Here is a 26,813-nt window from a genome sequence, read left to right as displayed (position 1 = left end):
TTCAGCGCTTGAAAAACTCGTTGGCCTGGTTGAACGGCATCTTGCGTTCAGTGAAGGTAAACGTCCCCAACTCATACACTTCCTGCGCTGCGCGATAGAACTCGCCATAGGCTGCCAACGCCATGGCCGAGCCGACGCTGATCCGTCGCACGCCCATCGCACTCAACTGCGCCACGCTGAGGTTCAAGCCGCCGGACATCAACACGTTGACCGGCTTGGGCGCCACCGCCTTGACCACCGCCAATACTTCCTCGGCACTGCGCAGGGCCGGCGCGTAGAGCACGTCGGCACCGGCTTCGGCGTAGGCTTGCAGCCGGCGGATGGTGTCAGGCAAATCCAGACGACCATGCAGGAGGTTTTCCGCACGGGCGGTCAGGGTGAAGGCGAATGGCAGGCTGCGCGCGGCGGCAACGGCGGCTTCCACACGCGCCACAGACAGGTCAAAGGCATAGATCGGCTCAGCGGCGATGCCGGTGGCGTCTTCGATGGAGCCGCCGACAATGCCCGTGGCCGCCGCACGCAGGATGGTCTGGGCGCAGCCTTCAGGGGTGTCGCTGAAGCCGTTTTCGAGGTCGGCGGCCACTGGCAATGGGGTGGCTTGGGCAATCAGCGTGGCATTGACCAATGTGTCGTCCAGGGACAACGCCCCTTCCGCATCCGGCCGTCCGAGGCTGAACGCATAGCCTGCGCTGGTGGTGGCCAGGGCTTCAAAGCCCAGGCTGGCGAGCATCACGGCGGAGCCCGCATCCCATGGGTTGGGCATCACGAAGGCACGATCACGCGCGTGCAAGGCCTTGAAGGTTTCGGCGCGAAGGGCTTGGGCATCCATGTCTGGCTCCTGGCGAAAAAAGGTGCCCTAGAGTAACCCCAGTTGCTCCACTTCAGGCGCTCGATTCAGGGTCGGCAGGGGTGGCAGGCCGGGCAGGCGCGCCATCAATTGCTCGTGAAAACGCAGGGCCAGTTGTGCGGCCAGGCGGTTGTCCGAGGTGTGCAGGAAGATGTACGGCGTGCGGCCCTCTTCGATCCAGAAGGCGATTTTTTCCACCCACGGGACCAGGAACGGGTCGTTGGCTTGCAGTTCGGGATGACCGATGAAACGCACTTGGGGAAACCGGGTCAACGCCGCCGGACGTGGCGGCACCTTGGGTTTCTTCGACTGGGCATGCAACACCGCCGCCGAGGTCGACGTGCAACTGAACAGCGCACGCGGGTCCAGGCAGATGCGCTCCACGCCTCGATCGCGCAACAAACGGTTGAGCGCGCGCTCGGCGTCGCCCTTGGCGAAGAACTCCGGGTGGCGCACTTCAACGGCCATCGGGCGTTCAAGGCCGTCGATAAACCCGACCAATTCGGCAAGGCGCTGCGGCGCAAAGCCTGCCGACAACTGCAGCCACAGCGGCGAAACACGCTCCCCCAGCGGGCTCATCAGGCCGACAAAACTTTCCGCCGCCGGCAGTTGCTCACGCAAGTCGCCAGCATGGCTGATGTCACCGGGGAACTTCGCCGTGAAGCGAAAATCGGCAGGCATGATCTCGGCCCAGCGCTGCACCGTGGCGGCCGAGGGGCGGGCATAAAACGTGGTGTTGCCTTCAACGGCGTTGAAGACGTGGGAATACAGCGCGAGGTAATCGTTGGAACGTGCGTCGGCCGGGTACAGGTATTCGCGCCAGGCGTTTTCACTCCAGGACGGGCAACCGATGAAGTAAGGCAGGCGCATCAGATGTGGATGTCGAGGCCCAGCACTTCCATATCCCATTCGACAAAACCGGCGGTGGTCAGGTAGCTGGCCAGGGCGGTCGCGACGCTTTTGCTCATGGAGCGCGGGAAGACCATGTCTTGCTGACGGGCGGGAAGGCCGCTGATACGGGCTTGGGAGCTGGCTTGCGCATCGGATTGGACTTCGATGAAGTCCGGCGAATCCTCGACGGAGTCGTCCACCCTAGCGTTTGCCTTGCGCGGCTTGCGCTTGATTGGATAGGACGGTGAGGAAAAGCCATCAATACGCATAGGCGCGAACTCGCTATCAGTAATGGCATTTTAGTGGCGCAATCCGTAGCGCGCAAATGCTCTGGTGATAACTAGAACACATAATTTGAAAAAGGTTTAAAACCTCGGGCAAATTCTGACGATTGGCGTTTTTTGTCAGAAAATACCCGCACTTTTGGCGTCAAATAATCCCGCGAGGCCCACACCATCACTGTGGCAAGGGAGCTTGCTCCCGCTGGACTGCGCAGCAGACCCTGCTCCCTCGCCACAATTACTACAGGCCGCGTTCAGCCTTGGTCTGCGCAACCTTATCGCGCAGGTACACCGGCGCCGCCTGGTCGGCGGGAATCGCCTCGCCCCGCTCAAAAACAAAGCGCGCCAAGGTCAGCAGGTCTTCGGCGTGGGGCAACATGGCGGCGTCCTGCCCCACCAGCGTGACCCCAATGCGCTCGCCATAACCCCAACCGGTGCCAGCACCGAACCAGTCACCGCTGGCATCTGGTGGCAATACCGAGGATTCCGGCGGCTGCACGGCTTCCACGCCGACCAGGCGCATTTCGCCAGCGGTCTCGCGATAGCAACCCCAATAGACCTCATCCATGCGCGCGTCGATCGCCGCAGCCACCTGATACGCGCCGTGTTCGCGCAACGCGCGCTGGGCCAGCACGGCCAGGTTGGACACCGGCAACACCGGCCGCTCCAGGGCAAACGCCAAGCCCTGCACCACGCCGATGGCGATCCGCACGCCGGTAAACGCACCTGGCCCGCGGCCAAATGCGATGGCATCGACCGCCGCCAGGGTGGTGCCGGCGTCTTCGAGCAGTTGCTTGATCATCGGCAACAGCTTCTGCGCATGCAGGCGGGGGATCACCTCGTAGTGGCTTGTTACCTTGCCATCGTGCAGCAGGGCAACGGAGCAAGCTTCAGTCGCGGTGTCCAGGGCCAGCAGGGTGCTCATCGGTGTGGGTGTCCAAGTCGAAAAAAAGTGCGCCAGTATAAACAACAACGGCCCGCAAGCGGGCCGTTGTACACAAAGCTGAACGAAGGATCAGCTCAGTGCTTGCAACACCTTGGCGGTGATGGCTTCAACCGAGCCAACGCCAGGGATGTGGCTGTACTTGGGCTTGCCTTGGGCAGCCGACAGCTTCTGGTAGAAATCCACCAAAGGCTTGGTCTGGGAGTGGTAGACCGACAGGCGATGACGCACGGTTTCTTCGGTGTCGTCCTTACGCTGTACCAGCTCTTCGCCGGTCACATCGTCCTTGCCTTCGACTTTTGGCGGGTTGTACAGGGTGTGGTACACGCGGCCCGAGGCTTCGTGAACGCGACGACCGGCAATACGCTGCACGATCTCTTCATCTTCAACCGCGATTTCAACCACGGCATCCAGCTCAACGCCAGCCTTCACCAGGGCTTCAGCCTGGGGAATGGTGCGTGGGAAGCCGTCGAACAGGAAACCGTTCTTGCAGTCTTCCTGGCTGATGCGTTCCTTGACCAGGTTGATGATCAAGTCATCGGAGACCAGGCCACCGCTGTCCATCACGCTCTTGGCGATCAGACCCAGCTCGGTGCCGGCCTTGACCGCTGCACGCAGCATGTCGCCGGTGGAGATTTGTGGAATGCCGAATTTTTCAGTGATGAACTTTGCCTGAGTACCTTTACCGGCCCCGGGAGCTCCCAGCAGAATGACGCGCATTGATGTGCTCCTCAATTTTTTATAGAGATGTCGCTCGGATTCGCCGCGTGGGGCCAATCGCGTAAAAATAGGATTCGGGCCGCCCAAACGGCCAAAGGCTGATCAAGATACACAGCGGGCGGTCACCATACAAGCCGCCAAAAGTCGCAGGAACCCGCGCAGGGCATGCGTCATAGGTAGGGTGTGCCTGAGTGCAACCCGCCCGCATAAACGCTGACCGCCCGTTTCCGGGCGGCCGTCGTGGTTTATCTGCAAGCCGTTGAGAACGCTTGGAAAACCTCAGCCGGTGTTGCGCAAACCGGCGGCAATACCGGCCACGGACACCAGCAGCGCCTGTTCCAGAGGGCTGTCCTGCGCCGCCTCTTGTTGACGCGAGCGCGCCAGCAACTCGGCCTGCAACAGGTGCAGGGGGTCGAGGTAGGTGTTGCGCAGACGGATGAACTCCAGGGTGTCCGGGCTATGGGCCAGCAGTTGCGACTGGCCAGTCAGGCCGAGCACCACACTGCATGCCTGCGACAATAGGTCGCGTAAGTGCGCCCCCAATGGCAGCAGGTCAGGCTGCACCAGACGCTCATCGTACAGTCGCGCAATGTCGGCATCGGCCTTGGCCAGCACCATTTCCAGCATATCGATGCGGGTGCGGAAGAATGGCCACTGCTCACGCATCTGCCCCAGCAGCTCGCCCTCACCGCGCTCCAGCGCCTTGCTCAGCGCCGCTTCCCAGCCAAGCCAGGCCGGCAGCATCAGGCGGGTCTGGGTCCAGCCGAAGATCCACGGAATCGCGCGCAGGCTTTCGATACCGCCCGCCCGGCGCTTGGCCGGACGGCTGCCCAAGGGCAAACGCCCCAACTCCTGCTCCGGGGTGGACTGGCGGAAGTACTCGACAAATTGCGGATTTTCCCGCACCACGGCGCGGTATGCGCTGACACCGTCTGCCGCCAATTCGTCCATCAAATGGCGCCACGCCGGTTCCGGCGGTGGTGGCGGCAACAGCGTGGCTTCCAACACGGCGGCGAGGTAGAGGTTGAGGTTTTGCTCGGCGATGTCTGGCAGGCCGAACTTGAAGCGGATCATCTCGCCTTGCTCGGTAGTACGGAAGCGCCCCGCCACCGACCCCGGCGGCTGCGACAGGATCGCCGCATGCGCCGGGCCACCACCCCGTCCAACGGTGCCACCGCGACCGTGGAACAACAGCAATTCCACCTGCTGCTCGCGGCAGATGTCGACCAGGCGTTCCTGGGCACGGTACTGCGCCCAGGCGGCGGCGGTGGTGCCGGCATCCTTGGCCGAGTCCGAGTAGCCGATCATCACTTCCTGCGGGCCTTGCAACCGCGCACGATAGCCGGGCAGCAGCAACAGCCGCTCGATCACCGGGCCGGCGTTGTCCAGGTCAGCCAGGGTTTCGAACAGAGGCACCACACGCATCGGCCGCTGCACGCCCGATTCTTTGAGCAACAGTTGCACGGCGAGCACGTCCGACGCAGCTCCGGCCATGGAGATGACATACGAGCCCAACGAAGCAGCAGGCGCGGCGGCAATTTCCTTACAGGTATTCAAGACCTCAGCGGTGTCCGCCGATGGCTTGAAATAGCCCGGCAACAGTGGCCGACGGTTGCTCAGTTCCTTGCTCAGGAAGTTGATGCGCGCGTCTTCATCCCACTCTTCATAGCGGCCCAAGCCAAGGTAGTCGGTGATTTCGGTCAAGGCTGACGAATGCCGACTGGAATCCTGGCGCACATCCAGACGCACCAGGAACAAACCGAAGGTCACCGCACGGCGCAGGCAATCGAGCAGCGGCCCATCGGCGATCACGCCCATGCCGCATTCGTGCAGCGACTGATAGCACAGTTCCAGCGGGTCGAGCAGGTCGCGGTTGTATTGCAGTACCTCGACCGGGGCCGGGGCGGCGGCGGTCAATGATGCGTGGGCCCATTGCCGGGTCGCGCGCAGACGTTCGCGCAGTTGTTTAAGCAGCGCACGATAGGGCTCGACACTGTCACCCACCTTGGTCTGCAACGCCGGGCTGGCTTGTTGCATCGACAGCTCCGAGGCCAGATGGTCGATATCGCGCAAGTACAAATCCGCCGCCATCCAGCGTGCCAGCAGCAACACTTCGCGGGTCACCGGCGCGGTGACGTTCGGGTTGCCGTCACGGTCGCCGCCCATCCACGAAGCAAAGCGGATTGGCGCAGCTTCCAGCGGCAAACGCAGGCCAGTGGCGGCGTGCAGGGCCTGGTCGGCCTTGCGCAAATAATTGGGGATGGCGTGCCACAGCGAATGCTCGATCACCGCAAAGCCCCATTTGGCTTCGTCGACCGGGGTTGGCCGGACACGGCGGATCTCTTCGGTGTGCCAGGCCTCGGCGATCAACCGTTGCAGGCGCTCGCGGATCTGCGTGCGCTCGGCGGTGGTGAGATCACGGTGATCCTGCAGCGCCAGTTGCGCGGCAATCGCATCGTATTTCTGGATCAGGGTGCGGCGCGCCACTTCGGTGGGGTGGGCGGTGAGGACCAACTCGATCTCCAACCGCGCCAGCTGGCGGGCCAGGGATTCATTGCTGTGGCCTTCGCTTTGCAGGCGCGCAAGCAGTTCAGGCAACACGCGGGATTCGAACGGCGCCGGCTGCGACTCATCGCGCCGATGAATCAGTTGGTATTGCTCGGCGATGTTGGCGAGGTTGAGGAACTGGTTGAAGGCACGGGCCACCGGCAACAGTTCGTCTTCCTGCAACTGGTTGAGGCTGCTGCTCAACTCATCGCCAGCGCCACGTCGATCGGCCTTGGCGCCTTTGCGGATCTGCTCGATCTTGTCGAGAAAAGCATCGCCGTACTGCTCTCGAATGGTGTTGCCCAACAGTTCACCGAGCAGGTGAACATCCTCACGCAAGCGTGCATCGATATCACTCATCAGCCAATCTCCAGCCAGAAATCCGGGACGCGCAGGTCTTGCAGAGTGCCGCCAGCATTCATTTATGACAAGACTTTAAACCTTGCGCGATGCAGCTAGTCTGAAGACTAAGGCGCCTGTGTTTACCCACGCGGGCGCCTGGTCACTCATCACCGCCCGCCATCCCGGGCTTTATTGAGGTTGCCATGAAAATTCGAGAATTGGCCCAGCATTGGGAAGAGAACGCCAAGGGTCGCTTGACCAAGAACGCGTACGCCGTCCATTTGGATCTGGAAGCCGCCGCCCGGCTGGCGGCCATTGCCGAGATGTACCCCAAGCGCCAGCCTGAAGAACTGCTCGCCGAGTTGATCGGCGCCGCCCTGGAAGAGCTGGAAGCCAGCTTCCCCTACATCAAGGGCCAGCAGGTGATTGCCACCGATGAAGAGGGCGACCCGCTGTATGAAGATGTCGGCCCCACCCCGCGTTTCCTGACCTTGTCGCGACGCTATCTGCATGACTTGTCGGCCGCCGCCGACGAACCGACACACTGATACATCCCTTCAAACCCCTTGTATTCCGGGCCTTGAACAGGCCCGGCGTACCACTGCGCAACGCAGAAGTTCCAATTTTTTGTGCTGACCGATCAGTCAGATATTTTTTTAGGCAAATCGCCATCTTCTCTGAACTATTCAAAAAAGCCTTCGGTCACACCCAGTAAGCCATCATTTGGAACGGTCGTTTCAACAGGCGTCATGTGCCTTATCCGCCGGGCCCGCAATCGACCTTACAAGATGGATTTTAAGTTTTTCAGGAGTTATCCAATGGAGTTGAAGACGATGAAGACCAGCACTGCCAAATCCTCGTTTAACCACCTGCGCGGGCTCAAATTGGCCGCGCTGGCAATCGGCACCAGCTTCGTCCTGGCGGGCTGCGCCGGCAACCCGCCAACCGAGCAATACGCGGTGACCCAGTCTGCGGTGAACAGTGCAGTCAGCGCTGGCGGCACCGAGTATGCGGCCGTGGAAATGAAGTCGGCCCAGGACAAGCTCAAGCAAGCCGAAATCGCCATGCACGACAAGAACTACGAAGAGGCCCGTCGCCTGGCCGAACAAGCTGAATGGGACGCTCGCGTGGCTGAGCGCAAATCCCAGGCGGCCAAGGCTGAACAGGCTGTGAAGGATTCCCAGAAAGCTGTTCAGGAGCTGCGTCAGGAAGGCATGCGCCCGGCTGTGATCAAACAGCAATAAGCCGCCGCCCCCGATTGCACTGCACCCGATATCGAATTGAAAGGACGACACGACTATGCGTAAACAATTGATGATCCCTGCCCTGCTGGCGATGAGCGTTGCCCTGGCGGCCTGCTCCACCCCGCCGAACGCGAACCTGGAAAACGCACGGACCAACTTCTCGGCCCTGCAAACCAACCCGCAAGCCACCAAGCTGGCGGCACTGGAAACCAAGGACGCCAGCGAATGGCTGGACAAGGCTGACAAAGCCTACCGTGACAAGGAAGACCAGAAGAAAGTCGACCAACTGGCCTACCTGACCAACCAACGTGTTGAAGTGGCCAAGGACACCATCGTGCTGCGCGAGTCCGAAGCCAAGCTGAAAAACGCCGGTGACGAACGTGCCCGCGCCCTGCTTGAGGCCCGCGACGCGCAGATCAAGCAACTGCAAGACAGCCTGAACGCCAAGCAGACCGAGCGCGGTACGCTGGTGACCTTTGGTGACGTGCTGTTCGCCACCAACAAGTCCGACCTCAAATCCAGCGGCCTGGTCAACATCACCAAGCTGGCGCAGTTCCTGCGCGACAACCCGGACCGTAAAGTGATCGTCGAAGGCTATACCGATAGCACCGGGTCCGATTCGTACAACCAGAGCCTGTCCGAGCGCCGTGCGGCTTCGGTACAGCGCGCGCTGGCACAGCAAGGCGTGGATATTTCGCGCATCGTGACCCAGGGTTACGGCAAGGAATACCCGGTAGCCGATAACGGCAGCGTGTCGGGCCGTGCCATGAACCGTCGCGTTGAAGTGACTATTTCCAACGACAACCAGCCGGTCAAGCCACGGTCTTCCGTCGCTAACTGATCGACGGTCATAAAAAACCCCGCCTGTTCGTGCGGGGTTTTTTATGACCTACTTAATAGTTGATCATGCCGCCTTCACTTAATGGCACATAGCCACCAATGGCTTTCCGAGATTCTGGGTCAACCCTAGCAAGGTCCTTCTGATAGTCTCCGTTACCGTTACCGAACAGTTCTCTACTCATCCTATCCTCAGCCGACGACATCCTCTTCCTAATGTCGGCGTCCGATGGCGGCTGCGCCCTCCCTGCGTTAGGTGCCAGCTGGGACCAGTCCGACGGGCTGGCGAAACCGCCATAAATACCTGAAACCATCTTCTCACTCCATACATTCACAATGGGTTAGATTGTGCCTAAATTTGACGGCACCCCCATCTGTGGCGCTGTAAGAAATATGGTTCCACGCAAGTGGGTTATTGCTGCAACTGCGGCGTTTCCTGCCCCATGCAGCGCACTGCCTGTTTCTTGTTGTTCACCAACACACCGCTGAGACCTTTCTGTTCGGTATCAAACATCACCAGCACGCCATCGACGCACTGCGCCACTTGTGCCGCCGGGGTCAGTGATATCTTGTAATCCTCGCCAGGCACGGTCTTGAGCATGGTGAAGTCGCTGAGCAGCAGTGCATCTTCCGGCTTGGCGAAATGCAGATAACCGTAGAACCACAGGCAGCCAACGGTGCCGATAATGGTGCCGATGCCGGTGAGGATCAGCGGGATCATGTTGCGTTCTTCGCTCATTGCGGGCTCTCTGATGAATCAACTTTGGGAGTCGGATAGTTCGGAATTTCGCCAAGGCGGCGTAGGCCGTTGAAGTGCTGCGGGTCATCCAGATAACGCAGCATCACGGTCTGCCAGGTCTTGTCGGCAAAAGTCTGCACATGACCGCCACGGGTCAACTGCAGCACTCTCGGTGGCGGCGCCGCCTGATACAGGCGGATGCCATTGGCCAGGGGCACGATCGGGTCGTCCAGGCTGTGGAACAGCAGCTTCGGCACGCCCGTCAGTTTCGGCATGACATATATTGCGCTGTCGGTGTCCGGCACCAGCCAAGACAGGGGCACTTGGAACGGCCATGTTAACCAGGAGGTGCTCAAGGCGAATTGCCCTACGTCACGATAACTGGCGGGCACTCCGTCCAGCACCAGCGCCTTGAGCTGCGCCTGACGCTGCGGATGGCCCGCCAGGTAATGCACCGCCAGCGCACCGCCGAGACTCTGACCGAGGACGATCAACGGTTGGTGCTGGGTTTCGGCGGCGGTGTCGATCCAGCTGAACGCCGCGTCGAGGTCCTGGTAGACCGCCGGCAGCGATGGTTTGCCTTCGGACAGGCCATAACCGCGATAGTCCAGGAGCAGCACCTGGTAGCCCTGTTCCGGCAACCACCAACTGCCACCGAGGTGCCAGGCCAGGTTGCCGCCGTTGCCGTGCAAGTGCAGCACCGTGCCCTTGAGCGGCACGCCGGCCTTGGCCGGCAACCACCAGGCGTGCAGCCTTACACCGTCGGCGGTGGTGAGGGTGACGTCACGGTATTGCAGGTGCGCTTTTGGCGGCACTGGAAACCAAGGACGCCAGCGAATGGCTGGACAAGGCTGACAAAGCCTACCGTGACAAGGAAGACCAGAAGAAAGTCGACCAACTGGCCTACCTGACCAACCAGCGTGTTGAAGTGGCCAAGGACACCATCGTGCTGCGCGAGTCCGAAGCCAAGCTGAAAAACGCCGGTGACGAACGTGCCCGCGCCCTGCTTGAGGCCCGCGACGCGCAGATCAAGCAACTGCAAGACAGCCTGAACGCCAAGCAGACCGAGCGCGGTACGCTGGTGACCTTTGGTGACGTGCTGTTCGCCACCAACAAGTCCGACCTCAAATCCAGCGGCCTGGTCAACATCACCAAGCTGGCGCAGTTCCTGCGCGACAACCCGGACCGTAAAGTGATCGTCGAAGGCTATACCGATAGCACCGGGTCCGATTCGTACAACCAGAGCCTGTCCGAGCGCCGTGCGGCTTCGGTACAGCGCGCGCTGGCACAGCAAGGCGTGGATATTTCGCGCATCGTGACCCAGGGTTACGGCAAGGAATACCCGGTAGCCGATAACGGCAGCGTGTCGGGCCGTGCCATGAACCGTCGCGTTGAAGTGACTATTTCCAACGACAACCAGCCGGTCAAGCCACGGTCTTCCGTCGCTAACTGATCGACGGTCGAAAAAAACCCCGCCTGTTCGTGCGGGGTTTTTTATGACCTACTTAATAGTTGATCATGAAGCCTTCACCGAATGGCTTATATTTCCGATAGTCTCCGTTACCGAACAGTTCTTTACTCATCCTATCCTCAGCCGACGACATCCTCTTCTTAATGTCGGCGTCCGATGGCGGCTGCGCACTCCCTGCGTTAGGTGCCAGCTGGGACCAGTCCAACGGATTAACGAAACCGCCATAAAAACCTGAAACCATCTTCTCACTCCATACATTCACAATGGGTTAGATTGTGCCTAAATTTGACGGCACCCCCATCTGTGGCGCTGTAAGAAATAGGGTTCCACGCAAGTGGGTTATTGCTGCAACTGCGGCGTTTCCTGCCCCATGCAACGCACTGCCTGCTTCTTGTTGTTCACCAACACACCGCTGAGACCTTTCTGTTCGGTATCAAACATCACCAACACGCCATCGACGCACTGCGCCACTTGTGCCGCCGGGGTCAGTGATATCTTGTAATCCTCGCCAGGCACGGTCTTGAGCATGGTGAAGTCGCTGAGCAGCAGTGCATCTTCCGGCTTGGCGAAATGCAGATAACCGTAGAACCACAGGCAGCCAACGGTGCCGATAATGGTGCCGATGCCGGTGAGGATCAGCGGGATCATGTTGCGTTCTTCGCTCATTGCGGGCTCTCTGATGAATCAACTTTGGGAGTCGGATAGTTCGGAATTTCGCCAAGGCGGCGTAGGCCGTTGAAGTGCTGCGGGTCATCCAGATAACGCAGCATCACGGTCTGCCAGGTCTTGTCGGCAAAAGTCTGCACATGGCCGCCACGGGTCAACTGCAGCACTCTCGGTGGCGGCGCCGCCTGATACAGGCGGATGCCATTGGCCAGGGGCACGATCGGGTCGTCCAGGCTGTGGAACAGCAGCTTCGGCACGCCGGTCAGCCTGGGCATGTCATGGATGGCACTGTCGCGGTCCGGCACCAGCCAGGACAAGGGCACTTGCAACGGCCATGTTAACCAGGAGGTGCTCAGCGCGAATTGTCCTACATCACGATAACTGGCGGGCACTCCGTCCAGCACCAGCGCCTTGAGCTGCGCCTGACGCTGCGGATGGCCCGCCAGGTAATGCACCGCCAGCGCACCGCCGAGACTCTGACCGAGGACGATCAACGGTTGGTGCTGGGTTTCGGCGGCGGTGTCGATCCAGCTGAACGCCGCGTCGAGGTCCTGGTAGACCGCCGGCAGCGATGGTTTGCCTTCGGACAGGCCATAACCGCGATAGTCCAGGAGCAGTACCTGATAGCCCTGTTCCGGCAACCACCAACTGCCACCGAGGTGCCAGGCCAGGTTGCCGCCGTTGCCGTGCAGGTGCAGTACGGTGCCCTTGAGCGGCACACCAGGCTTGGCCGGCAGCCACCAGGCGTGGAGTTTCACCCCATCGGCGGTGGTGAGGGTCACGTCACGGTAGGCCAGGTGGGCTTTTTCCGGGGTGAACGGCAGGCCGGGCTCGGGGTAGAACAGCAGGGAGCTGCAACCGTTCAAGGTCAGTAGCAGGCATAGAATGCCGAGGATTCTCATCCGTTGAAGCCTCGCTATTATTCGATTTTCAGACTCACAGTGACTCAACAGTGGGAGCGGGGTTCTGTGGGAGCAGGCTTGCTCGCGAAGACGGATTGTCAGCCAACTCATTCGTATCTGACACACCGCCTTCGCGAGCAAGCCCGCTCCCACACAAGCTCTCTACCACATTGAGATCCGGTTTCGTCAGAGGATGTTGGAGTAATCCGCCTCGATCCGATCCAGGCTCAGGTGATTGAGGAAGTTGGAGAAGCACATCCATGCCGCCAGCGCATTCATGTCGCGAAACTGCTCGGGCAGGTATTTGGGCGGCACCACCAGGCCTTCATCCACCAGTTGGCGCAAGGTGCGCATGTCTTCCAGGGTGGTCTTGCCGCAGAACAACAGCGGCACTTGCTCCAGCTTGCCTTTACGCACAGCCAGCTGGATGTAGTTGTAGACCATGATAAAGCCCTTGAGGTAGGACAAATCCTTGGTAAACGGCAGCCCCGTCGGCACCGAGCCACGGAAGACGCGACTGGCGTTGCCGTAGCTTTCGGCCATTTCAAAGCCCTGCTCACGGAAGAACTCGAATACCTGCAAGAAGTCGGCGCCCTCCTCCACCATGTGGATGGCGCGGGTGCGGTTGGTCAGTTTGCGCAGGCGGCTTGGGTAGGAGGCAAAGGTGATGATCTCCATCAGGATTGCCAGGCCTTCCTGGGTCACGGTGGAGGACGGCGGGCCCTTGGACAGGAAGGTGCAGATCGGCTGGTTCTGGCCGTTGAGGGTGGTGCCCACGTGCACCAGGCCTTCATGCACCTCCAGGGCACGCACGTCGCGGTCGTTGAACATAGCGTCGGCGCGGATCTTGATGTAGTCGGCGCCGGCGGCGGCATCGGCGACGATGCCGTCGGACTCGAACACGCGGATGGTTTCTTCGGCCTCGCCAAACACCTTGTTCAGGCGGGTTTGCAGCAGGGCCACGGCGTCCTTGGCGGTGAGGGTCTTGGCCTCATCCTTCAAGTCGCCACGGCCGTCGATATTGTTCAGGTAATCGGAAAGCATCAGGCCCAGGTCCGCCAGGGTCGGGTCGCCGGCGTGGAAGGCATCGGAAGCGGCGCCGTAGAGCTCCTGGGAAATCAGGCCGAAATCCTCGGTGCCACGCGCTTCGAGCATGCGCACCACCATGCGGTATTCCTTGCACATGCGGCGCATGATCTGCCCCACCGGGCTGAACTGGCCGAGGCGACGGGTGATGTCGCGCTCGATGTTCTGGAATTCCAGCTTGACCGCACTGGAGTCGAACGACAACGGTCGGTTCTGGTAATAGTCGCGGCTCACGGCAGGCATTTCCTTGCCCTTGGCCTTGAGGAATCCCTGGCGAATGTTGTCGTCCCACTTCACAGCGTCGAGGACGCGAATCGGTGTTTGTGCCAGCACAATGCGATCAGACAAGGTGCGTATCGTCTGCTGGTAATCGTCCACCTGATGCTTCCTCTTTAAACGTTATGTGCCCGCGCGCGGCCCCGCGTGTCAGCAGCCTACGTCAGACCGAAGCCAACACCAAATGCATGTAGCGCTTGAGGATCTCAAGCATCTCCTCAGCGGTCAGCGGTTCGGGGCTGCCCAGCAGGCCCTGATACTCCATCCGACCGATTATAGCCGTCAACACCTTGGCATCCTGTTGTGGCTCGCGCGAACCCAGTACCCGGAAAAACTGCTCGGTGCCCTGCAACAGGATCTGCTGGTGGGAACGCACCAGTTCGGCCAGGCGCGGGTTCAACAGCGCCTCCTGGCGAAAGGCCTGCTCGGCCATCAGGTGTTCGCGCCGGTTGGTCAGCTGACGCATCACGTAATCGGCGGTCAGCCGCGCAATGTCGTCGGCCAGCTGCGAACGCGACTGCGGGCTGCCATCGCCATAAGCGACCATTTCCCGCAGCAGGCCCTCGTTGCGCACCCACAGCTTGCCCATGAACTCGGCGCTGCGTTCGACGTACTGAGCAAAGGTATCGGTGAGCAGATCATCGATGTCCTTGAAGTAATAGGTGGTGGCCGACAATGGCACCCCCGCCTCCGCCGCCACTGCCCGATGGCGAACGGCGCGAACGCCATCACGCACGACGATGCGCATGGCCGCATCGAGAATATCTTGCCGGCGCTGCTCACTGCCCCGGCGGCTGGCCTTGCGGCCCTGATACTGGACGCTTTCCACCACAGCGGCAGCAATGCCGGCGGCGCTTTCTTGAGCGGTTACGCGGTTCACCCAAACACATCCTTGAATAGATCAAAACCTGGCGCTGTTTGCTTGACGCTTAAATACGCCGCATAAAAAAGCCGCCTTATAAAAGGCGGCTTCGGATTTCACTACGCTTACGCTTGTGGCCGCATGTGCGGGAACAAGATCACATCACGGATCGACGGTGAGTTGGTCAACAGCATCACCAGGCGGTCGATACCGATACCTTCACCTGCGGTCGGCGGCATGCCGTATTCCAGGGCGCGGACGAAGTCGGCGTCGTAGTGCATGGCTTCGTCGTCACCGGCGTCCTTGTCGGCCACCTGGGCCATGAAACGCTCGGCCTGGTCTTCCGCGTCGTTCAACTCGGAGTAGGCGTTGGCGATTTCGCGGCCACCGATGAACAGTTCGAAACGGTCGGTGACGTTCGGGTTGTCATCGTTGCGACGGGCCAGCGGCGACACTTCGAACGGGTACTGGGTAATGAAGTGCGGCTGTTCCAGCTTGTGCTCCACCAGTTCTTCGAAAATCATCACCTGCAGTTTGCCCAGGCCTTCGAAGCCCAGCACCTTGGCGCCGGCTTTCTTGGCGATGGCGCGGGCCTTGTCGATGTCGTTCAGGTCGTCAGCGGTCAACTCAGGGTTGTACTTGAGGATCGAATCGAACACCGACAGACGCACGAACGGCTCGCCGAAGTGGAACACCTTGTCGCCGTACGGCACGTCGGTGCTGCCCAGGACCAGCTGTGCCAGCTCGCGGAACAGCTCTTCGGTCAGGTCCATGTTGTCTTCGTAGTCGGCGTAGGCCTGGTAGAACTCCAACATGGTGAATTCTGGGTTGTGACGGGTCGAAACGCCTTCGTTACGGAAGTTGCGGTTGATCTCGAACACCTTTTCAAACCCGCCAACCACCAGGCGCTTGAGGTACAGCTCGGGGGCGATACGCAGGAACATTTCCATGTCCAGCGCGTTGTGGTGGGTCTCGAACGGCTTGGCTGCGGCACCACCGGGGATGGTTTGCAGCATCGGGGTTTCAACTTCGAGGAAGTCACGCTGCATCAGGAAGCTGCGGATGTGCGCGATGACTTGCGAACGTACGCGGAAAGTGTGGCGCACGTCTTCGTTGACGATCAGGTCAACGTAGCGCTGACGGTAGCGCTGCTCGGTGTCGGTCAGGCCGTGGTGCTTGTCCGGCAGCGGGCGCAGGGACTTGGTCAGCAGGCGTACTTCGGTCATTTCGACGTACAGGTCGCCCTTGCCGGAGCGGGCCAGGGTGCCGACGGCGGCAATGATGTCGCCCATGTCCCAGGTTTTCACCGCGGCCAGGGTTTCTTCCGACAGGGTCTTGCGGTTGACGTAGACCTGGATGCGACCGGTCATGTCCTGGATCACCATGAACGAGCCACGGTTGAGCATGATGCGACCGGCAACCTTGACCGGGATTGCAGCTTCTGCCAGTTCTTCCTTGGTCATGTCCGCGTATTTCTTCTGCAGTTCTTCGCAGTAGTGTTCGCGACGGAAGTCGTTCGGGAAGGCATTGCCCTTGGCGCGCTCGGCAGCAAGCTTTTCCTTGCGCAGGGCGATCAGGGAGTTTTCTTCCTGTTGCAGGGCTTGCGGGTCGAGTTGTTGGTCGCTCATGTCTTTAAATATTCCATCAGGTTCGTTGCCCCAGCCTGCGGCTGGGGATCGCGGGCAAGCCCGCTCCCACAGGGATCGAGGGGTGTCAGGCAATCCCGCATTGCATGTGTTACAGGCCTGATTTCAGGCTGGCTTCCAGGTATTCGTCGATGTCGCCGTCGAGCACCTTGTCGCAGTCACTGCGTTCGATGTTAGTGCGCAAATCCTTGATCCGCGATGCATCAAGCACATAGGAGCGGATCTGGTGACCCCAGCCGATGTCCGACTTGGTGTCTTCCAGCGCTTGCGAGGCGGCATTGCGCTTCTGCATTTCCTGCTCGTACAACTTGGCCCGCAGCATTTTCATGGCGGTGTCTTTGTTGGCGTGCTGGGAACGTTCGTTCTGGCAGCTGACCACGGTGTTGGTCGGTACGTGGGTGATACGTACGGCCGAGTCGGTGGTGTTTACGTGCTGGCCACCGGCACCGGAGGAACGGTAGGTGTCGATGCGCAAGTCGGCCGGGTTGATCTCGATTTCGACCTTGTCGTCGATCTCTGGCGAGACGAACACCGCGCAGAACGAGGTGTGGCGACGGTTGCCGGAGTCGAACGGGCTCTTGCGTACCAGGCGGTGCACGCCGATCTCGGTGCGCAACCAGCCAAAGGCGTATTCACCCTTGATATGCACGGTCGCGCCCTTGATACCGGCGACTTCACCGGCGGACAGTTCCATGATGGTCGCGTCGAAACCGCGCTTGTCGGCCCAGCGCAGGTACATGCGCAGCAGGATATTGGCCCAGTCCTGGGCCTCGGTACCACCGGAGCCGGCCTGGATGTCCAGGTAGGCGTTGTTGGGGTCCATTTCATGGCTGAACATGCGGCGGAATTCGAGTTTGGCGAGGTTTTCCTCGAGACGGGCCAGCTCGGCGATGACATCGCCCACTGCGCCTTCGTCGTTTTCCTCGACGGCCATGTCCAGCAGGTCACGGCAATCGGCCAGACCGGTGTTCAGTTCGTCGAGGGTGTCGACGATCTGCGCCAGCGCAGCGCGCTCGCGGCCCAGTTCCTGGGCGTATTCAGGTTTGTTCCAGACAGCAGGATCTTCAAGCTCGCGATTGACTTCGGTCAGACGCTCATGCTTTTGATCGTAGTCAAAGATACCCCCGAATAGTTTCGGAGCGCTCGGACAGGTCCTTGATGGTGTTAAGGATCGGGTTGATTTCCATGGCGGGCAGCACTCGTTGGCGAACTTTTGAAAGCCGGCGAGTATAACGGGAAATGGGGGGCAGCGGCAGCCCGCTTGGCGAAAAGGCTCGGGGTTGGTGGGCATATCCGTTGCTGCGGTAACGGCCACTTAGGGTTTCGCTCTTACAGCGACTCACTTTTGGAAAGAGCCCAAAAGTAAGCAAAAGGCTCTTGCCCCAACACTCGGCACCTCGCTTGGGCTCGGTGTGCCCGTAATCCGCCATGGATTTGGGGGGCCGCCCAAGATCAAAAGCCAGAGCCAGAGCCAGAGCAAACTACAGTTCCATCTGAATACATGGAGATCCAAATGTGGGAGCGGGCTTGCTCGCGAATGCGGTGTGTCAGTCAACTCATTCATTGACTGATCCACCGCATTCGCGAGCAAGCCCGCTCCCACAGTTTTGACCCCGTTCAACCCGCCCATGCCGGTCGGCTCCAAGGCCGCCGCGCTCTGACTTTTGATCTTGGGTCGCCCCGTCAAACACGCTGGCCGTTTGGTTACTTTTGGGTCCCTCCAAAAGTGACCCGCTGTAAGAGCGGAACCATAAGCAGCCGTTACCGAAGAAACGGATATGTACCCAGCGAACCCCAGCCCTACTCGATCCCCACCTGATTGCGCCCATTATGCTTGGCCGTATACAACCCCTTGTCCGCCGCCAATATCAACTGCCGGCAATCACCGCCCTGCTGCGGCGTAACGGTGGACAGGCCAATACTGACGGTCAGGCTCGCACCTTCCGTCGGCGCAATGTGCGGGATCTTCAGCGCCGCAACCGCCATGCGCAGCTTCTCGGCCACCAGGCGTGCGCCACCCGGCGAGGTGTTCGGCAGCACCAGCGCGAACTCTTCGCCGCCATAACGCGCCGGCAGGTCCGAAGGACGACTGCTGGCATCGCGGATGGTCGCGGCGACTTTGCGCAGGGCTTCATCGCCTTCGACGTGGCCAAAGCTGTCGTTGTAGGTCTTGAAGAAGTCCACATCGATCATCAGCAACGACAACTGGGTCTGGTCACGCATGGCGCGGCGCCATTCCAGCTCCAGGTATTCGTCGAAGTGGCGACGGTTGGACAGCCCGGTGAGGCCATCGGAGTTCATCAACCGTTGCAGCACCAGGTTGGTGTCGAGCAACTGCTGCTGGCTGACCCGCAGTGCGCGATACGCCGCATCACGCTGCAGCAGGGTCATGTAGGAGCGCGAGTGATAGCGGATACGCGCCACCAGCTCGATGTTGTCCGGCAACTTGACCAGATAGTCGTTGGCCCCGGCCGAGAACGCCGCGCTCTTGATCAGCGGGTCTTCCTTGGTCGAAAGCACGATGATCGGGATGTTCGCCGTGGCCGGGTGGTTGCGGTAGTCGCGCACCAACGTCAGCCCGTCGAGACCGGGCATGACCAGGTCTTGCAGGATCACCGTCGGCTTGATGCGGATCGCCTGGGCGATGGCCTGGTGCGGGTCGGCGCAAAAATGGAAGTCGATGTTTTCTTCGTGGGCCAGCCCACGCCGTACGGCTTCGCCGATCATGGCCTGGTCGTCGACCAGCAACACCATGGCGGCGTTTTCGTCGGTCTTGATGTCGTCGATCTGTAAATCATTCATGTGCAATCACCTGAATTACGGCCTGCAAGCCAGCACCGCGAGAGGTCATGTTCACTTTGCAAAGACCTCCAGCAGTCGGGGCGCAATTCTATCCAGTGGGCGAATTTCAACAGCAGCATCAATCGCCGCCGCCGCTTTGGGCATGCCATACACCGCACAGCTCTGCTGATCCTGGGCGATGGTCAAATATCCTTGTTCACGCATGAGTTTGAGACCCTGGGCACCGTCGCGGCCCATGCCGGTCAGCAATACACCGACCGCGTCGCCGTTCCAGTGGCTGGCAACGCTCTCGAAGAACACATCGATGGAAGGCCGGTAAATCTCGTTCACCGGCTCGGCGGTGTAGGCCAGGGTGCCGTTTTTCAACAGGCGGATATGGTGGTTGGTGCCGGCCAGCAACACCACGCCACTTTGTGGCGGCTCGCCTTCGCGGGCCAGGCGCACCGGCAGGCCCGAGGCGCTGCTCAACCATTCGGCCATGCCGGCGGCGAACACCTGGTCCACATGCTGCACCAGTACGATGGCCGCGGAAAAGTCCCGGGGCAAGCCCTTGAGCAGGATTTCCAGGGCAGCCGGCCCACCCGCTGACGAACCAATCGCCACCAGGCTCTCGCGTTTGCCGGGGCTGCGCGGGGCTGCGGTCTCGGCGCGCACGCGGCTGCCGCGCTGGCCGATCAGCCAGCCGATATTGAGGATCTTGCGCAGCAACGGCGCCGCCGCGTCCTTGGGATTGCCCACGCCGAGCGCCGGCGTATCGACCACATCCAGGGCGCCATGGCCCATGGCTTCGAACACGCGGCTGACGTTGGCCTGGCGGTCCACGGTGACGATCACGATGGCGCATGGGGTCTCGGCCATGATCTGGCGCGTCGCCTCCACGCCGTCCATCACCGGCATGATCAGGTCCATCAGGATCAGGTCCGGGGTCACTTCAGCGCAGCGCTGCACCGCTTCCAGGCCATTGCTGGCCACCCACACCACCTGATGCGCAGGCTCGAAACTCAGGGCACGGCGCAAGGCCTCCACGGCCAGGGGCATGTCATTGACGATCCCAATCCTCATGCCCGCGCCCCTCCAATCAGCTCGACTACGGCGTCGAGCAGGGCGTCGTCATGGAAACTGGCCTTGGCCAAATAATAGTCGGCGCCGGCATCGAGGCCACGCCGTCGGTCTTCCTCGCGATCCTTGTACGACACCACCATCACCGGCAGCGATTGCAGGCGACTATCACGACGCAACAATGTGACCAATTCAATACCGTCCATGCGAGGCATATCAATATCAGTGATCAACAGGTCGAAATCTTCCGAACGCAGGGCATTCCAACCATCCATGCCATCCACCGCCACGGCGACTTCATACCCACGGTTCAACAGCAATTTGCGTTGCAGCTCACGCACGGTGAGCGAGTCGTCCACCACCAGTACACGCTTGCGCGGCGCTTCGGTGGCCTGCTGGCTGCGCCGGGCGATACGCTCCAGGCGGCCGGTATTGAGCAACTTGTCCACCGAGCGCAGCATGTCTTCGACATCGACGATCAGCACCACCGAGCCATCATCGAGCAAGGCGCCGGCGGAAATATCCTGGACCTTGCCCAGGCGATCATCCAGCGGCAACACCACCAGGGTGCGTTCGCCGATAAAGCGCTCCACGGCAATCCCGTACACCGCATCGCGCTCGCGGATCACCACGACCTTCAACGTATCCGCCGGATTCTGCCCCGCAGGGCGTTGCAACAGCTGGCTGGCGGCGACCAGGCCGACATGGCGGCCCTCGTGCCAGAAGTGCTGGCGGCCTTCCAGTTGCACGATGTCCTCGGGCGCCAGGTCGCACATGCGTTCGATATGCGCCAGCGGGAATGCATAGGCTTCTTCGCCGACTTCCACCACCAGGCTGCGCACCACCGACAGGGTCAGCGGTACCTCAAGATGGAAACGACTGCCCTGCCCCGCCGTTTGCTCCAGCTCCACCGCACCGCGCAGTTGGCGCACCATGTGCTGCACCGCATCGAGGCCGACGCCACGCCCGGACACTTCGGTGACCTTGTCGCGCAGGCTGAACCCCGGCAGGAACAGGAACGTCAGCAATTCCTCTTCGCTCAGGCGCAGGGCGGTTTCCAGCGGCGACAAATGCCGATCGACGATGGTGCCGCGCAAACGCTCCAGGTCGACACCGGCACCGTCGTCGCTCAGTTCAAGCACCAGCAACCCGGCCTGGTGCGAGGCGCGCAGGCGGATCAAGCCTTCCGCCGGCTTGCCCGCCAGCAGGCGTTGCTCGGGCATTTCGATGCCGTGGTCGACGGCGTTGCGCAATAAATGGGTCAGCGGCGCTTCGAGCTTTTCCAGTACGTCGCGGTCGACCTGGGTCTTTTCACCCTCGATCTCCAGGCGCACTTGCTTGCCCAGGCTGCGGCCGAGGTCGCGGACCATACGCACCTGGCCCGCCAGCACGTCGGCAAACGGGCGCATGCGACAGGCCAGTGCAGTGTCGTAGAGCACCTGGGCGCGCTGCCCGGCCTGCCAGCCGAACTCATCCAGCTCGGCGGTTTTTTCCGCCAGCAGGGCCTGGGCTTCGCTCAGCAGGCGGCGAGTGTCGGCCAGGGCTTCCTGGGCTTCGGGGTTCAGGTCCAGGGTCTTGAGCTGGCCATCCAGGGTGTCCAGGGCGCGCACGCTCTGGCTTTGGATACGCTTGAGACGCTGCATGCTGGACAGATAAGGCTTGAGCCGCTGGGTTTCCACCAGGGATTTACTCGACAGGTCGAGCAGGCTGTTCAAGCGTTCGGCGGTCACGCGCAATACACGCTCGCCACCTTCGGTCATGCGTCGATTGTGGCGCGGCAGCTCAGCGCTCATGGGCGGCGCGGGCTCGGGCTCGACGGGCAGCTCTTCGACAACCGCAGCCGCCAAGGGCTCCGGCGCAGGCGCAGGCGGTGCTGGCGGCGGCGAGGCCTTGACGGGCGCCTGGGACGGATCGAGCAAGCGCTCCATCAATGTCACATACGCTTCAATGTCCGCCGGGCCCACGGTGTTGCCCGGCGTGGCGATGCGCATCAGCAGGTCGGTGCCTTGCAGCAAGGCGTCGATGTGTTCGGGTTGCAGGTACAGGCGGCTTTCCTGGGCGCTGACCAGGCAGTCTTCCATCACGTGGGACACGCTGACCCCGGCGTCCACCCCGACGATCCGCGCCGCGCCCTTGAGCGAATGGGCGGCGCGCATGCAGGCTTCGAGCTGGTCGGCCTGGGTCGGGTTGCGTTCCAGGGCCAGCAGGCCCGCGCTCAATACCTGGGCCTGGGCATCGGCTTCCAGGCTGAACAGTTCCAGCAGCGACGCGTCGCGCATCTGGTCGGGGGTCATGTGAGGCTCCGGGTCACGGCAGACAACAATTGCGCCTCGTCCAGCCACCGCAGGCTACGGCCTTTCCACTGCAACACACCCTGGGTGTAACGCGCGCTGGCCTGGGTGCCGGAGGCCGACGCCGCCTTCAAAGTGCGCTCATCGATGGCATGAATGCCATCGACTTCATCCACCGGCACCACCACCGGGCCGTCCTGCGCGGCGATGATCAACATGCGCGGCATGATCCGCCCGCCGCTCGCGCCATTGCCGGTGGCATCCAGGCCGAGCAGTTCCACCAGTGACAGGCACGCCACCAGCGCACCGCGCACATTCGCCACGCCGAGCAGCGCACGCGAGCGTTGGTGCGGCAGGGAGTGGATCGGTTGCAACGGGGCGACTTCCACCAGGCAGCGGGTGGCGATGCCCAGCCATTCCTCGCCGAGGCGGAACATCAGCAACGAGCGGGTGACCACCTCTTCGCCGACTTCGACGTCGGCCCGTGGGCGATGGTCGTCCTGCTGCAACGCGTAACGGTCGAGCAAGCGCGTGGCCGCCGCGGAATACACCGCGCAGTTGCGGCAATGGATATGGTCCACCAGCAGCGGGCAGGATTTGTCGCCATGGATACCGATACGGTTCCAGCAATCGTCGATGGCTTGGGTGTCGGCCAGGGTCAGATCCAGGCCGGCGGTATCGAGCGCTTCGGTGTTACTCATCGTTTGGACTCACTGTCAGCTCGCTCGCTACGCGCGGCACGCGCCTGCAAACGGCGCGCCCCCGCACTGTCGCCCTGGGATTCAAGCAACGCGGCCAGGTGCATCAGGGCCTGCGGGTGCTGCGGTTCCAGGTACAAGGCCTTGCGGTAAAACCCCTGGGCTTGCAGGGCACTGCCGGCCACATCGCTGAGCAGGCCCAGCCAGTAGAACACCTGGGCAGCCGGCGGGTGATTGCTCAAATAGCGCTCGCACGCGGCGCGGGCCTCGGCGCTTTTGCCTTCGTTGGCCAGGGTGGCGATCTGGCTGAGCAAATCGTCCGCATCGGACGGCGACGCCTTGATCGGCACCACCTGGGCACTGACCGTGCTGAACGGGCGCGGCTTGACCGGCTGCGAAGCTGCCGTGCGCAGCGGTGGCGGCGCTGGAATCGGCGCGAACACCGGTTCGGGCTTGAGCGGTTCGGCATGTCGACTGAACGCAAAGGACTGCGGCACACCAATCGACTTCATGCCGTGACGCCCCAGCAGGCTACCTTCGGCGGGGCCGATGAACAGCACCCCGTCGACGTGGGTCAGCTCCTTGAGCACATCGAAGACTTGCTTCTGGGTCGGCTGGTCGAAGTAGATCAGCAGGTTGCGGCAGAACACAAAATCGTAGCTCGCCTCATTCGCCAGCAGCGTCGGGTCGAGCAGGTTGCCGACTTGCAGGCGCACCTGCTCACGCACGCGCTCGCGGATATGAAAGCCGTCGGCGGACTCGTTGAAGTGCCGGTCACGAAAGCCTATATCGGCCCCCCGAAACGAATTCTTGCCATACACCCCGCGTCGCGCGCGCTCCACCGACAGCGGGCTGACGTCCAGGCCAAGCACCTTGAACTGGTGCGGTGCAAGGCCGGCATCAAGCAAGGCCATGGCAATCGAATAGGGTTCTTCGCCGGTGGAACACGGCAGGCTGAGGATACGCAAGGCGCGCATCTGCTTGATCTCGGCCAGGCGCGCCTTGGCCAGGCGGGCCAGGGTGGCAAAGGATTCGGGGTAACGGAAAAACCAGGTTTCGGGGACGATCACCGCTTCGATCAGCGCCTGCTGCTCATCATGGGAGCGTTGCAGGTGCTGCCAGTAATCATCCGCCGTCTGCGCCTGCACAGCCTGGCTGCGTTGGCGCACGGCGCGCTCGATGATCGCTTCGCCGACGGACGCGACGTCCAGGCCGATACGTTCCTTGAGGAAGTTGAACACCCTTTGGTCGCTGCTCATAGGCTCGACTCGGCAGAGAACAGCAAGGCGCGCACGTCGTCGGTCAGCAGATCGTCGACGCCAATCCACTGCATCAGGCCCTGGGGATCTTCCCGCACCGGCCCGAGGTATGGCGCCTGGTGATTGTCCAGGCCATAGGGCTGGAACTCAGCGGGATCGCAGCGCAAGGTGCCGGTGGCTTGCTCCAGGATCAACCCCAGCCAGCGCGGCGCAACCTCGGGCCCGGGCTGGTAATTGACCAACACCAGCCGCGTGCTGGTACGGACCTGGGCCGCGCAGCCAAAAGTCAACGCACTCAGGTCGATCACCGGCACCAACGCCCCACGATGGGCAAAGATCCCGGCGACCCACGCCGGCGCATGGGCGATGGGTTTGAGCGGCAGGCGCGGCAGCACCTCGGCCACTTCCGTGGCCTTGAGGGCGTAGCGTTCGCTGCCGATGTGGAACACCAGGAACAACGCCTTTTTCGCTGCCGGGACGGCGCCGCGTTTAGCCGCGAGGTCGCTCATCAGACTTTGAAACGCGACACGCCGCTGCGCAGACCCACCGCAACCTGGCTCAGTTCATCAATGGCAAAGCTGGCCTGACGCAGGGACTCGACGGTCTGGCTGCTGGCATCTCCCAACTGCACCAGCGCGTGGTTGATCTGCTCGGCGCCGGTGGCCTGGGCCTGCATGCCTTCGTTGACCATCAACACCCGCGGCGCCAAGGCCTGTACCTGGTGGATGATCTGCGACAGCTGCTCGCCGACTTGCTGCACTTCAAACATGCCGCGACGCACTTCTTCGGAGAATTTGTCCATGCCCATCACCCCGGCGGACACCGCCGACTGGATCTCGCGCACCATCTGCTCGATGTCGTAGGTGGCCACGGCGGTCTGGTCGGCCAGGCGCCGCACTTCGGTGGCGACCACGGCAAACCCGCGCCCGTATTCACCGGCCTTCTCGGCCTCGATGGCAGCGTTGAGGGACAGCAGGTTGGTCTGGTCGGCGACCTTGACGATGGTCACCACCACTTGGTTGATGTTGCCGGCCTTCTCATTGAGGATCGCCAGCTTGGCGTTGACCAGATCGGCAGCGCCCATGACCGAGTGCATGGTTTCTTCCATGCGCGCCAGGCCTTGCTGGCCGGAACCGGCGGCCACCGAAGCCTGGTCGGCGGCGGTGGAAACTTCGGTCATGGTGCGGACCAGGTCCTTGGAAGTGGCCGCGATCTCACGGGAAGTGGCGCCGATCTCGGTGGTGGTCGCCGCGGTCTCAGTGGCGGTGGCCTGTTGCTGCTTGGACGTAGCGGCAATCTCGGTGACCGAGGTCGTGACCTGTACCGACGAGCGTTGGGCCTGGGAAACCAGGGCCGTGAGTTCGGTCATCATGTCGTTGAAGCCGGTTTCGACGGCGTTGAATTCGTCCTTGCGCTCCAGGTTCAGGCGCTTGCTCAGGTCGCCGTCGCGCATGGTGCCGAGGATTTCGACGATGCGCTGCATCGGCGCCATGATCGCGCGCATCAGCAACAGACCGCACAGGCCGGCGGCCAGGATGGCCACGACGAGGGACAGGAACATGCTGATTTTCGCCGCCGAGACCGCGTCATCGATGGCATTGGTCGCATGGTCGGCGACGTCTTTGTTTTGGGTGATGATGTCGTTGAGCTTCATGCGGCCTGCGGTCCAGGTCGGCGTGAGCTGGGCATCGAACTCTTTGCGCGCTCCCACCTGGTCACCGCGCTGCAGGCTGTCGAGCACTGTGGCCAGGCTCTTGTTATAGGCCTGGTGCAGGGCTTCGAATCTGTCGAACTCGACCCGGTCTTCTGTGGTGGCGATGGTTTTTTCGTAATTGCGCAGTTCCTGCAAGACGCGCCCTTCATAGGACTTGAACTCGGCCCGGTCGGCGTCGCTCAGCTGCTTGTCGGCGCGCAGGCCAAGCAATTCCAGGGTTTGCAGGTAACTGTCGACCCAGGCGCTGCGGATCATCGAACTGAGATAGACCCCCGGCACCGCGTCGTCACGCACCGCGACTTCGCTGGTTTCGATCTTGAGCAACCGTGAATAAGAGACCACAACCATTAACAGCATGATGGCGATAATGACCGCAAAACTTGCCAAGATCCGTTGGCGCAGGGTCCAGTTCTTCACAGTAATTCCTCGAAGGGCCATTCAAATGGAGGGGAGTATAGCTGAGCAGAAGCCCTCATTAATCAACGGGTTTTGCTGGAATGCTCACATAATCCAAAAACTACCCGGGCAATCAATAACGGCGGGGGCCGCCCTCCCTCGGAACAAAGCCTGACGCGGAAAAAAATGTGGGAGCGGGCTTGCTCGCGAAGGCGATGGATCAGTCAGCACATTCAGTGACTGAAACAGCGCATTCGCGAGCAAGCCCGCTCCCACCGTTTAATCGGCGTATTG

At 61.6% G+C, this 26,813-nt stretch carries 24 protein-coding genes and 1 pseudogene; 4 read left to right on the top strand and 21 right to left on the bottom strand.

Annotation, left to right across the window (positions count from 1 at the left end; genetic code table 11):
- Position 1: 1 nt before the first annotated feature.
- The 6 genes from AC3ISR_RS06715 to ppc form a co-directional block, all read right to left on the bottom strand.
- Positions 2–829, bottom strand: a complete 828-nt coding sequence (locus AC3ISR_RS06715) for an isocitrate lyase/PEP mutase family protein (protein ID WP_192299373.1) — start codon at positions 827–829, stop codon at positions 2–4.
- Between the two features lie 27 nt (positions 830–856).
- Positions 857–1,717 carry a DUF72 domain-containing protein gene (locus AC3ISR_RS06710; RefSeq protein WP_463984538.1) on the bottom strand — a complete coding sequence of 287 codons (861 nt, stop codon included), beginning with the start codon at positions 1,715–1,717 and terminating at the stop codon, positions 857–859.
- Positions 1,717–2,007, bottom strand: coding sequence for a hypothetical protein (locus AC3ISR_RS06705; protein ID WP_489324665.1), 291 nt, complete (start codon positions 2,005–2,007; stop codon positions 1,717–1,719). Before AC3ISR_RS06705 ends, AC3ISR_RS06710 begins: the two co-directional genes overlap by 1 nt.
- A gap of 253 nt (positions 2,008–2,260) precedes the next feature.
- A complete protein-coding gene (tsaB, locus tag AC3ISR_RS06700; RefSeq protein WP_489324664.1) occupies positions 2,261–2,944 on the bottom strand; it encodes a tRNA (adenosine(37)-N6)-threonylcarbamoyltransferase complex dimerization subunit type 1 TsaB in 684 nt (227 codons plus the stop codon).
- 90 nt (positions 2,945–3,034) lie between these two features.
- On the bottom strand, positions 3,035–3,682 hold the full coding sequence (gene adk / locus AC3ISR_RS06695) for an adenylate kinase (RefSeq protein ID WP_192299377.1): 648 nt from the start codon (positions 3,680–3,682) through the stop codon (positions 3,035–3,037).
- 279 nt (positions 3,683–3,961) lie between these two features.
- The gene (gene ppc, locus AC3ISR_RS06690; protein ID WP_489324663.1) at positions 3,962–6,589 is read right to left on the bottom strand and encodes a phosphoenolpyruvate carboxylase; all 2,628 of its coding nucleotides are present in this window, start codon (positions 6,587–6,589) and stop codon (positions 3,962–3,964) included.
- Positions 6,590–6,774: 185 nt separating this feature from the next.
- Between ppc and AC3ISR_RS06685 the strand changes: the two genes are divergently transcribed.
- The 3 genes from AC3ISR_RS06685 (at position 6,775) to lptF (ending at position 8,656) form a co-directional block, all read left to right on the top strand.
- Positions 6,775–7,119, top strand: coding sequence for a pilin assembly protein (locus AC3ISR_RS06685; protein ID WP_192299379.1), 345 nt, complete (start codon positions 6,775–6,777; stop codon positions 7,117–7,119).
- 270 nt (positions 7,120–7,389) lie between these two features.
- Positions 7,390–7,815 (top strand): DUF4398 domain-containing protein, encoded by a 426-nt coding sequence (locus AC3ISR_RS06680; protein WP_192299380.1) that lies wholly within the window; start codon positions 7,390–7,392, stop codon positions 7,813–7,815.
- Positions 7,816–7,870: 55 nt separating this feature from the next.
- Positions 7,871–8,656 carry a lipotoxin F family OmpA-related lipoprotein LptF gene (lptF, locus tag AC3ISR_RS06675; RefSeq protein WP_226455892.1) on the top strand — a complete coding sequence of 262 codons (786 nt, stop codon included), beginning with the start codon at positions 7,871–7,873 and terminating at the stop codon, positions 8,654–8,656.
- Between the two features lie 408 nt (positions 8,657–9,064).
- Here the strand turns inward: lptF and AC3ISR_RS06670 are convergent, their stop codons facing one another.
- A complete protein-coding gene (locus AC3ISR_RS06670) occupies positions 9,065–9,391 on the bottom strand; it encodes a PA3694 family proteiin (protein ID WP_017738324.1) in 327 nt (108 codons plus the stop codon).
- Positions 9,388–10,206, bottom strand: a complete 819-nt coding sequence (locus AC3ISR_RS06665) for an alpha/beta hydrolase (RefSeq protein WP_489324662.1) — start codon at positions 10,204–10,206, stop codon at positions 9,388–9,390. Before AC3ISR_RS06665 ends, AC3ISR_RS06670 begins: the two co-directional genes overlap by 4 nt.
- Between AC3ISR_RS06665 and AC3ISR_RS06660 the strand changes: the two are divergent.
- Positions 10,197–10,844 (top strand): annotated as a pseudogene (locus tag AC3ISR_RS06660) (OmpA family protein); the annotation flags it as partial. The gene AC3ISR_RS06665 and the pseudogene AC3ISR_RS06660 sit on opposite strands and share 10 nt — an antisense overlap.
- Positions 10,845–11,201: 357 nt before the next feature.
- Here AC3ISR_RS06660 and AC3ISR_RS06655 read toward each other — a convergent pair.
- The 13 genes from AC3ISR_RS06655 to AC3ISR_RS06595 all read right to left on the bottom strand — a co-directional run bounded on the left by AC3ISR_RS06655 (position 11,202) and on the right by AC3ISR_RS06595 (position 26,540).
- A complete protein-coding gene (locus AC3ISR_RS06655) occupies positions 11,202–11,528 on the bottom strand; it encodes a PA3694 family proteiin (protein ID WP_017738324.1) in 327 nt (108 codons plus the stop codon).
- The gene (locus tag AC3ISR_RS06650; protein ID WP_463983374.1) at positions 11,525–12,430 is read right to left on the bottom strand and encodes an alpha/beta hydrolase; all 906 of its coding nucleotides are present in this window, start codon (positions 12,428–12,430) and stop codon (positions 11,525–11,527) included. The genes AC3ISR_RS06655 and AC3ISR_RS06650 overlap by 4 nt, the downstream gene beginning before the upstream one ends.
- A gap of 186 nt (positions 12,431–12,616) precedes the next feature.
- Entirely contained in the window at positions 12,617–13,894 is a 1,278-nt protein-coding gene (locus tag AC3ISR_RS06645) for a flavohemoglobin expression-modulating QEGLA motif protein (RefSeq protein ID WP_192297249.1), read from the bottom strand.
- A 61-nt stretch (positions 13,895–13,955) separates the two neighbouring features.
- Complete coding sequence (locus AC3ISR_RS06640) at positions 13,956–14,672, bottom strand: TetR/AcrR family transcriptional regulator (protein WP_192297250.1); 717 nt, start codon at positions 14,670–14,672, stop codon at positions 13,956–13,958.
- 107 nt (positions 14,673–14,779) lie between these two features.
- Complete coding sequence (gene lysS / locus AC3ISR_RS06635; RefSeq protein ID WP_192297251.1) at positions 14,780–16,282, bottom strand: lysine--tRNA ligase; 1,503 nt, start codon at positions 16,280–16,282, stop codon at positions 14,780–14,782.
- A 109-nt stretch (positions 16,283–16,391) separates the two neighbouring features.
- Positions 16,392–17,487 (bottom strand): peptide chain release factor 2 gene (prfB, locus tag AC3ISR_RS06630; RefSeq protein ID WP_192297252.1). Its coding sequence is split into 2 segments (ribosomal slippage): positions 16,392–17,414 and positions 17,416–17,487, totalling 1,095 coding nucleotides; the frame shifts between segments, so codons are not numbered across the junction.
- Between the two features lie 613 nt (positions 17,488–18,100).
- Positions 18,101–19,102 (bottom strand): diguanylate cyclase, encoded by a 1,002-nt coding sequence (locus AC3ISR_RS06625; protein ID WP_192297253.1) that lies wholly within the window; start codon positions 19,100–19,102, stop codon positions 18,101–18,103.
- Between the two features lie 51 nt (positions 19,103–19,153).
- Positions 19,154–20,164 carry a chemotaxis response regulator protein-glutamate methylesterase gene (locus AC3ISR_RS06620; RefSeq protein WP_192297254.1) on the bottom strand — a complete coding sequence of 337 codons (1,011 nt, stop codon included), beginning with the start codon at positions 20,162–20,164 and terminating at the stop codon, positions 19,154–19,156.
- Positions 20,161–22,455: a hybrid sensor histidine kinase/response regulator gene (locus AC3ISR_RS06615; RefSeq protein WP_489324661.1), complete on the bottom strand. Its 2,295-nt coding sequence runs from the start codon at positions 22,453–22,455 to the stop codon at positions 20,161–20,163. The genes AC3ISR_RS06620 and AC3ISR_RS06615 overlap by 4 nt, the downstream gene beginning before the upstream one ends.
- Positions 22,452–23,153, bottom strand: a complete 702-nt coding sequence (locus AC3ISR_RS06610) for a chemotaxis protein CheW (protein WP_192297256.1) — start codon at positions 23,151–23,153, stop codon at positions 22,452–22,454. Before AC3ISR_RS06610 ends, AC3ISR_RS06615 begins: the two co-directional genes overlap by 4 nt.
- The gene (locus AC3ISR_RS06605; protein ID WP_463983372.1) at positions 23,150–24,409 is read right to left on the bottom strand and encodes a CheR family methyltransferase; all 1,260 of its coding nucleotides are present in this window, start codon (positions 24,407–24,409) and stop codon (positions 23,150–23,152) included. The genes AC3ISR_RS06610 and AC3ISR_RS06605 overlap by 4 nt, the downstream gene beginning before the upstream one ends.
- Entirely contained in the window at positions 24,406–24,918 is a 513-nt protein-coding gene (locus AC3ISR_RS06600; protein ID WP_463983371.1) for a chemotaxis protein CheW, read from the bottom strand. The genes AC3ISR_RS06605 and AC3ISR_RS06600 overlap by 4 nt, the downstream gene beginning before the upstream one ends.
- Entirely contained in the window at positions 24,918–26,540 is a 1,623-nt protein-coding gene (locus tag AC3ISR_RS06595; RefSeq protein ID WP_192297259.1) for a methyl-accepting chemotaxis protein, read from the bottom strand. Before AC3ISR_RS06595 ends, AC3ISR_RS06600 begins: the two co-directional genes overlap by 1 nt.
- Positions 26,541–26,813 lie beyond the last annotated feature (273 nt).

It is taken from the genome of Pseudomonas sp. GL_117 (genome assembly GCF_057835125.1).
The sequence above is the reverse complement of the archived record's forward strand: the minus strand, read 5'-3'. Positions and strand labels throughout refer to the sequence as shown.

Excerpts from the sequence above, each read along its gene's own strand:
- AC3ISR_RS06715 (WP_192299373.1), bottom strand. The coding sequence starts at position 829 with ATGGATGCCCAAGCCCTTCGCGCCGAAACCTTCAAGGCCTTGCACGCG.
- AC3ISR_RS06710 (WP_463984538.1), bottom strand. The coding sequence starts at position 1,717 with ATGCGCCTGCCTTACTTCATCGGTTGCCCGTCCTGGAGTGAAAACGCC.
- AC3ISR_RS06705 (WP_489324665.1), bottom strand. The coding sequence starts at position 2,007 with ATGCGTATTGATGGCTTTTCCTCACCGTCCTATCCAATCAAGCGCAAG.
- tsaB (WP_489324664.1), bottom strand. The coding sequence starts at position 2,944 with ATGAGCACCCTGCTGGCCCTGGACACCGCGACTGAAGCTTGCTCCGTT.
- adk (WP_192299377.1), bottom strand. The coding sequence starts at position 3,682 with ATGCGCGTCATTCTGCTGGGAGCTCCCGGGGCCGGTAAAGGTACTCAG.
- ppc (WP_489324663.1), bottom strand. The coding sequence starts at position 6,589 with ATGAGTGATATCGATGCACGCTTGCGTGAGGATGTTCACCTGCTCGGT.
- AC3ISR_RS06685 (WP_192299379.1), top strand. The coding sequence starts at position 6,775 with ATGAAAATTCGAGAATTGGCCCAGCATTGGGAAGAGAACGCCAAGGGT.
- AC3ISR_RS06680 (WP_192299380.1), top strand. The coding sequence starts at position 7,390 with ATGGAGTTGAAGACGATGAAGACCAGCACTGCCAAATCCTCGTTTAAC.
- lptF (WP_226455892.1), top strand. The coding sequence starts at position 7,871 with ATGCGTAAACAATTGATGATCCCTGCCCTGCTGGCGATGAGCGTTGCC.
- AC3ISR_RS06670 (WP_017738324.1), bottom strand. The coding sequence starts at position 9,391 with ATGAGCGAAGAACGCAACATGATCCCGCTGATCCTCACCGGCATCGGC.
- AC3ISR_RS06655 (WP_017738324.1), bottom strand. The coding sequence starts at position 11,528 with ATGAGCGAAGAACGCAACATGATCCCGCTGATCCTCACCGGCATCGGC.
- AC3ISR_RS06650 (WP_463983374.1), bottom strand. The coding sequence starts at position 12,430 with ATGAGAATCCTCGGCATTCTATGCCTGCTACTGACCTTGAACGGTTGC.
- lysS (WP_192297251.1), bottom strand. The coding sequence starts at position 16,282 with ATGAGCGACCAACAACTCGACCCGCAAGCCCTGCAACAGGAAGAAAAC.
- AC3ISR_RS06625 (WP_192297253.1), bottom strand. The coding sequence starts at position 19,102 with ATGAATGATTTACAGATCGACGACATCAAGACCGACGAAAACGCCGCC.
- AC3ISR_RS06620 (WP_192297254.1), bottom strand. The coding sequence starts at position 20,164 with ATGAGGATTGGGATCGTCAATGACATGCCCCTGGCCGTGGAGGCCTTG.
- AC3ISR_RS06615 (WP_489324661.1), bottom strand. The coding sequence starts at position 22,455 with ATGACCCCCGACCAGATGCGCGACGCGTCGCTGCTGGAACTGTTCAGC.
- AC3ISR_RS06610 (WP_192297256.1), bottom strand. The coding sequence starts at position 23,153 with ATGAGTAACACCGAAGCGCTCGATACCGCCGGCCTGGATCTGACCCTG.
- AC3ISR_RS06605 (WP_463983372.1), bottom strand. The coding sequence starts at position 24,409 with ATGAGCAGCGACCAAAGGGTGTTCAACTTCCTCAAGGAACGTATCGGC.
- AC3ISR_RS06600 (WP_463983371.1), bottom strand. The coding sequence starts at position 24,918 with ATGAGCGACCTCGCGGCTAAACGCGGCGCCGTCCCGGCAGCGAAAAAG.